Below are 7,372 nucleotides of genomic sequence, written 5' to 3'. Positions count from 1 at the left end.
CAGACGAGCTTCGCTTCGTCGCTGTCCGACTCGATCCAGTCGGGCGTCGGCAAGCTGGTTGACGCCAACATGGAACAGGAATCGAGCAAGCTGTCGGCTCTGCAGACGCAGCAGCAGCTCGCCGTCCAGTCGCTCTCGATCGCCAACTCCTCGAGCCAGTCGATCCTGTCGCTGTTCCGCGGCTAATAGCAAGCGTCGGCGTCCAACGCCGGCTGAAATACGCAATGACGACTTCACCGCGCCCTCCCTCGAAGGCGCGGTTTTCTTTTGGCCCGCGTAGCGATGGTTGTTCGTCGCTTGCTTTATGGCAGCGCCGATATCCTGGCGGCTTAAACCAGATCGTCTGCTCGCTGCCTTTCTTTTGCGGTTAGATCGGCGAGTGTAGGTATGCCGGCATGGTCTCGTTATCCGCCTTCCGGGCAAGGTAAAGCCGCGCGGTATCAAGTGCTTCGCGAATAGTCAGATCCATGTCGAGATAGCGATAGGTGCCGAGCCGCCCGACAAAGGTGATCGATGTTTCCAAGTTCGCACGCTGCACATATTGAGCGAGCTGCTCCTTATCTTCGACGAGGCGGATTGGATAATAAGGGATGTCGTCAATGCCGCATTCCCGCGAGAATTCCCGATAGCAGACTGATCGCTTGTGTTCTTCCCAGGGCGAGAAGTGCTTGTGCTCGGTGATCCGCGTATAGGGCACGCTCACGTCACCATAATTCATCACCGCGCAGCCCTGGTAGTCGCCATCATATTCGAATCGCTCGAAATCGAGTGTTCGATATCCCAATGGGCCGAATTCGTGATCGAAATAGCCATCGAGCGGGCCGGAATAGAACACATGGGCGAAGTCCTGCTTCTGTGTTCGGTGAAACCGCGTCTTCAGACTGACGTTGATGTTGGGATGGTCGAGAATACGGTCGACCATTTCAGTGTAGCCGTTTTCAGGCATTCCCTGATATTTGTGCGCAAAGTAATTGTCGTCATAGTTGAAGCGCACCGGAAGCCGTTTCAGGATGGATGCAGGCAATTCCGTTGGCGAGCAGCCCCACTGCTTTTGGGTATATCCCTTGAAGAAGGCTTCATAGAGATCCTTGCCCACGAAGCGAAGCGCCTGTTCTTCGAATGTCTGCGGATCGTGGATGGATCCATCCGCCTGCACTTCGATGAAGGCGCGGGCCTCATCCGGCCTGAAGGTCTTCCCAAAAAACTGATTGATCGTGTGCAGATTGACTGGCAAGGAATAGACTTGGCTCTTTGACGTCGTCTTCACACGGTTCTTGTAGGGCCTGAAGGTCTGGAAGCTATTCACATAGTCCCAGACCTCCGTGTCGTCGGTATGGAAGATGTGCGGACCATAGACATGCACCATGACCCCAGTGTCACCGTCGCGCTCCGTATGGCAGTTTCCGGCGATGTGGTCGCGTGCATCAAAGATCTCGACCTGGTGACCGGCCAGCGCGAGTTCCCTTCCGATCACCGCTCCCGACAGTCCCGCGCCTACTATGCCGATTCTTTCGCTCGCACGCATTCCAGGATGCTCCAATTTCTCATTCAAAAAAGTCCACGCAAATGACAAAGGGCGTTACACCGCGATCGCGCTGCGCATCAGCTCGTCGTAGGCGTTAATCAAACGATCGAGGGCCAAGCCATTCTCCTGCGGTCCGAAGCTGAGATGGCTGACCGTGAAGTCCGAGAAGATCGCCGTCGGTCTGTCGAGAAGCTCCGGCAGGTCGACCGTCAGCGCGCGTTCATCATCGCCTTTCGGCAAAGCCATGTGCACGAGATCCTTGCCGAGCCATGCGATGAAGTTGATCGATTGACGTTCCTTCCACTCGATCACTTTGCTCGGCAAAGGAAGATGCTTGCTGTCAGTCTTCAAGAAAAAGTCGTGGAGGTCGTTGGCGCGTTCCGCACTTTGCCACAGGCTTCCGCCAAATCCGCCCGGCGGCCGCTCGAATTCGCCGACTTGCTCGGGAATGGAGCCGGCCATCTGTTGCCAATGGGCGCAGACCCCGTTGTTTACGACATTGGCGGAGACCAGCACATATTTCGGATTTGTGCGCCGGAATTCGATGAAATCGCTGAGCTTCTCGATATCCATGTAGACGATGTCGTCGTCGCACTTCAGGAAGATCGAGTCGGAATATGTCCTCAGTCGTTTTGCGTAAAAGTCATAGGCTTGCCAATAGGGCATGTGCTCGTTCGGATTGCCGACGAAGCGCTGTATCCGCGATCGCACGTTACCCAGTTCCAGGTCGGCACCCCAGCCGCCGCGAACCATGATCGATGCGCCGGCCGACAAGTCGAGATCCGCCCACTGACCGATCACCACGTTGTTGACATGGAGTGAGGGAATGCCGGCCGCATCGATGTTGAGGACGATCTGATTTGCGGCGCCCGGAGACAGGACGCCTGGCGTCGGCCGGCTCCAGACGGTCGCTGCATCGTCACGATCGAAATTCTTGAGTGCGCTGCGTGGCAGCTTGCGCAAGACAGAGTGCGAATTGCTCCAGCCGCCGACGACCAGCTCGAAATATTCGTCACCGTCGTCATTCGGCACGATGGCAATGTGAAAGTCGTTGGTGATCGTGGCGCTAAGGCGAAGCGGCTGGTTGGGCGCTGCCGATCCGGCGGACTGGTATAGTGCGGCGGAGCCCATATAGCGGATCGGGCCGAATTGGCACGTCACCCACTCATGATCCTGTTGTGAGCGCGTGAAATCCCACACATGCCACTCGTCTATGATCCCGGCATCCATGGCGGCTTGGATGTATCGGGTGAGAATTTCCATTCTCTTCTGTCTGCCCGCAAATGTGACAAGAATTACTGGAGCCATTTCAGCCTCGGTTTCTGGTGTGGTGCCGCTCACGACGCACTGGCAGTCTCTGCCGTCCATAAACGGCTATCATGGGGGATCGGCGAAAAGGCATGCCATTGCGCCAACTTCTCGGTGTAGCGCTGGCGACGGGTGAAATCGTTGCTGAACTCGACGTTCTCAGCGATGAGCTCTGCGCCGATCTCATAGTAGAGATCGAGATTGCCGAGATCCGGTACCGGCGTTTCGCCGCGTTCGCACTCGCTCTGCATTTGCCAGTACAGTTGCTCAAGACGCCGGACGAGAGCCGGAATGTCGCGCAGCACACTGGCATCGCGATGAAGCTCCAGGGCATGCCTTATCTTTGTCAGGCTTTCACGGTTCCGTGCAAAACCGATGGCCTTCCGGACGAAGTCGGCCGGGCCATCACAGATCAGATCCCGTGCCCCGGCGGCCGAGACGATGCTCGAACAGAACCGCGACGCGAAACCGTCGCCAGGGAACGTCAGGACCGGCAGGCCCATCGTCAAAGCATCGCCTGCCGTGGAATGAGCGCCATAGGGGAAAGTGTCGAGGAAAAGATCGGCCAGTCCAATGCGTGCGAGATGCTTGGCGTTGGGCGCCTTCGGCGCAAAAATCAGGCGCTCGGGCGCCACACCGCGCTGCTCGGCTGCTTGCCTCAGGCGCTGATCGACATCCTCGCCGCCGGTCAGGAGCCAGAGGACGCTGTCGGGCGTCTCGGAGAGAATGGTCATCCAACGGGCGAAGCAGGCATCCGTGATCTTCTGCATGCCATTGAAGCAGGCGAATATGAACGCGTCTTCCGGCAATCCGACATCGGCACGCCGCGGGCGCTCGGCGATCTGCCTCTTGCGATCGATCGGTTGATTGCAAGGGATCCGCAGTACCTTTTCCGTATAATAAATCTCGTTTTCGTGCGGAATGATCTGCTCATCGGCGATGATATATTGATGAAACGGGCTGCCCATGGTGCCCGGATAGCCGCAAAAATTGACGATGACAGGTGCCGGCCGATAGGCGAAGATCTTGGTCCGCGCGTGCTTTGTATAGCCGTTGACGTCGATGAGGATGTCGACCTCGTCAGTGACGATTTGCCTTGCGGCGTCGCGGTCGCTGAGGCCGGAGATGTCACGCCAGCAATCGACGGCGCTCTTGATTCGCGATTGCGTGGCATCTTCGGCCGACGAGTCGCCGCAATAATATGCATAGATTTCGACACTGTTCTTGTCGTGCGTTTCGAAGACTTCACGAAGGGCGAAACCCACCGCATGATCGCGTAAATCAGACGATACATAGCCGACGCGCAGCCGCTCTCCGGTTCCGAATTTCTGTCGCGGTAAAATACGCGAAAAGCCGCTCAGATCGGGGCGCCCCACAAGCGACTTGCAGTAGCGATAGGCCTTGGCGAGCTGGAAAAGCGGATCATCGAGGTGGCAAGAAAGTGTCAAGGGAGACATCGCGTCGAGCAATTGACGGGTCGAAACGTGCTCTGATCCGACCATGGCCGGCCATTTGCACTGGCGTTGCCGCAACGATGTCCAATGTTGCGCCGCTTCGGTCTTGTCTGGCCGCAATTCGATAGCTTGCCACAAAGCCGTCTCCGCCTCTTCGTAGAGACCGGCGTTCTCAAGGACACGGCCGACGTGCTGGAGAATCATCAAGCGATGAATGGCCCGATCCGCGGTGAGTTCGTTCGTGGCTTCCAGATAACCGCGCCATTGCTGAACGGCTTGGCTGGTAAGGCCGCAATCCTCGAGCGCGCGACCAAGGTTGACGTACGCTTGCCCGAAACGCGGCTCACTTTTCAAGCAGGCCCGCAACGCATGAATCGCACCGGTCACATCGCCCAGCTGCCGCAAAGTGACCGAGTAATTGAAGTAAACGATGTGCAGCAGCGGATGCGTCTCGTTGAACGCGATCCACGCTTTGTAAACCTCAGCTGCCAGCCTTGTTTGTCCGGTCTCGCTCAGGGTCTCAACAACCTGCAATAATTCGGGCAGCGACAAGCGTTGATTTCGAGCTCTGTCCAGCAGTTCTCCGAGCACGGGGGAGATATCCGAGGCGACTGCATTATTAACGAGCATAGGCATCCCACAAACAAGTGATCTTACGGCCAAAATTGAGGCCGGCTGAAATGGCACTCACTTCGTTTACCGATGCTAGCTTGCTTTGGGCTTGTCATCATTTTACGCGAGTCCAGTAATGATCCAATTTCTTATGATTGTATTTTACTGTTATGAAACAATTGATGGTTGATTTCTCGGTGCCGAAAGGCATAAAGAAGATTATACACTCCAAATCGCCGCTCTTCGCTGAAATCGTTATTAAATAATCACCTATTCCGCAGTTCGATGGTGCTTAATTTCAATAATTGCCAATATGTATCAAGCTTACAAAGGCGATCGCGAAATTTTGTATATAAAATTACATGATGCTATTTGAGTTATTCGAATAAGCATCGAAGATGTTTGTGATAATTCTTTAAATTAACCTAATTAGCCTCGCGCACCATCGGTGATTGAGGTTGCATATAAATATATCTTAAGTTGTTTTTTGAGGCGCGTAAGCAAAAGAGACGCCTCGTTAACTGGAAATTAAAAGCAGCCCACTAATCCTTTGGTTAAGACACGAGCTGATGAATGCAACATTAGCATGTGCTGAAGTCGGGATTTTGATGAAGCGGCTCGGCGATAGCGAGACGTATATAGTTGCAGGCGTAGGAATCAGGGTTGTTGCTCACCCTGCATGCATGAAGCCCTTCCTATGCTTCGGCTCCAGCGAGCCATGTTCTCACCACATTCTTTCCGTCCGGCGGGATACTTGAGCGGCAGGCGTCAATGACGACTTCTGCCTCCCGAATTGTCTGTGCTTCGTCGCAAGGTGCGCCTGAAGCCGCGGTCAAGAGATAGGCGCGCTCTTTTCACGCTGTCGGCGTCAGAGAAATGGCATCTGTTAAAGGTTAACATTAGGGGCCCCCAAACCAATGACCTCAATCATTTCTTCCTTGACTGTCAATCAGATCAAATCTCTTACCACCACCACAATCGCCTCTCTCACGACGAGCGATGTGGCAGCGATGAGCACCACGCAGGTCAAGGCGCTTTCCTCATCCCAGATTGCAGCGCTGGGAACCGACGATATCGCCACCCTGACGACTGACCAGATAAGCGCTGTATCCGCGAGCGCGATCAAAGGCCTCAACTTAAGCCAATTGGCTGTTCTCGACTCGACAAAGATCGAGATCTTGAGCACGGAACAAGTCGCGGCCCTTAGCGCAGCTCAAATTGGCGGATTTGGCTCGTCGCAAGCTGGAGCTCTGACGTCCTCTCAGGTTCGCGTTTTGAACTCTGCACAGATCGGTGCGCTTTCGACGGCTGACATTGCCGGCTTCTCGACGGCAGATATTGCCGCCATCAGCACTGCCGCCCTTGCCGGTCTGTCGACCGCCAACGTCGCAGTCCTGTCGTCCGACCAGGCTGCAGCCCTGACCACGGCTCAGGTCGCAGCCCTGAAGACCACCCAGCTCCATGCGCTCACCTCGACGCAGGTCGGCGCCTTGACCACGGCTCAGGTCAGCACGCTCAATGCGACGCAGGTTGCAGCTCTGACCACCGACAATGTCGCAGGTCTCTCGACCACGCAGGTCGCAGCCTTGAACTCGAAGTCGATCGCCGGTCTCACCACCGCTCAGGTCGGTGTCCTCGGCTCGGCCAACGTCGCGGCCTTGACCACGGCCCAGGTCGGTGCCCTGAACGCCGCCCAGGTTGGTGCCTTTAGCAGCGCCGAGGTCGCCGGTCTTTCGACGGCCGACATCGCCGCCATCAACACCGCGGCTCTCGGCGGTCTGTCGACGGCCAACGTTGCGGTCCTGTCGTCCGACCAGGCTGCAGCCCTGACCACGGCTCAGGTCGCAGCCCTGAAGACCAACCAGGTCAACGCCCTGACATCGACACAGGTCGGTGCATTGACCACGGCTCAGGTCGGTACGCTCAATGCGGCGCAGGTGACTGCCCTGACCACCGACAATGTCGCAGGTCTGTCGACCACGCAGGTCGCAGCCCTGAACTCGAAGTCGATCGCCGGTCTCACCACCGCTCAGGTCGGTGTGCTCGGCTCGGCCAACGTCGCGGCCCTGACCACGGCCCAGGTCGGTGCCCTGAACGCCGCCCAGGTTGGTGCCTTKAGCAGCGCCGAGGTCGCCGGCCTTTCGACGGCCGACATCGCCGCCATCAATACCCCGGCTCTCGGCGGTCTGTCGACGGCCAATGTTGCCGCCCTGTCGTCCGACCAGGCTGCAGCGCTGCGCACGGAGCAGGTCGCAGCCCTGAAGACCACCCAGGTCCATGCGCTCACCTCGACACAGGTCGGTGCATTGACCACGGCTCAGGTCGCTACCCTCAATGCGACACAGGTTGCAGCTCTGACCACCGACAATGTCGCGGGTCTTTCGACCACGCAAATCGGCGCTCTCACATCGAAGTCTGTCACCGGTCTGTCGACCGCCCAGGTCGGTGCTTTGAGCTCCACTCAGGTCGGGGC

General features: G+C 57.0%; 4 protein-coding genes and 1 pseudogene. 2 read left to right on the top strand and 3 right to left on the bottom strand.

All coding sequences use genetic code 11. The features are described 5' to 3' along the window. Positions 1 to 186 (top strand): flagellin (locus QD409_RS34970; RefSeq protein ID WP_430763381.1); only part of this gene is annotated, 186 nt, incomplete at its 5' end. A 181-nt stretch (positions 187 to 367) separates the two neighbouring features. On the opposite strand, the gene glf is transcribed toward QD409_RS34970, so the two are convergent. From glf to QD409_RS34955, 3 genes are read right to left on the bottom strand one after another with little or no spacing between them, the layout of a single operon-like run. After that, positions 368 to 1,525, bottom strand: a complete 1,158-nt coding sequence (gene glf, locus QD409_RS34965; protein WP_092856784.1) for a UDP-galactopyranose mutase — start codon at positions 1,523 to 1,525, stop codon at positions 368 to 370. A gap of 54 nt (positions 1,526 to 1,579) precedes the next feature. Further along, positions 1,580 to 2,833, bottom strand: coding sequence for a hypothetical protein (locus tag QD409_RS34960; protein WP_092856781.1), 1,254 nt, complete (start codon positions 2,831 to 2,833; stop codon positions 1,580 to 1,582). Between the two features lie 29 nt (positions 2,834 to 2,862). Next, the gene (locus tag QD409_RS34955; RefSeq protein ID WP_092856778.1) at positions 2,863 to 4,917 is read right to left on the bottom strand and encodes a hypothetical protein; all 2,055 of its coding nucleotides are present in this window, start codon (positions 4,915 to 4,917) and stop codon (positions 2,863 to 2,865) included. Between the two features lie 899 nt (positions 4,918 to 5,816). Between QD409_RS34955 and QD409_RS34950 the strand changes: the two are divergent. After that, positions 5,817 to 7,372 (top strand): annotated as a pseudogene (locus QD409_RS34950) (beta strand repeat-containing protein); the annotation flags it as partial.

The sequence above is a fragment of the Rhizobium sp. BR 315 genome, from assembly GCF_050577975.1.
Taxonomy (GTDB): Bacteria; Pseudomonadota; Alphaproteobacteria; order Rhizobiales; family Rhizobiaceae; genus Rhizobium; species Rhizobium miluonense.
This window is presented reverse-complemented; position numbering and strand designations above follow the sequence as displayed.

Excerpts from the sequence above, each read along its gene's own strand:
- glf (WP_092856784.1), bottom strand. The coding sequence starts at position 1,525 with ATGCGTGCGAGCGAAAGAATCGGCATAGTAGGCGCGGGACTGTCGGGA.
- QD409_RS34960 (WP_092856781.1), bottom strand. The coding sequence starts at position 2,833 with ATGGCTCCAGTAATTCTTGTCACATTTGCGGGCAGACAGAAGAGAATG.
- QD409_RS34955 (WP_092856778.1), bottom strand. The coding sequence starts at position 4,917 with ATGCTCGTTAATAATGCAGTCGCCTCGGATATCTCCCCCGTGCTCGGA.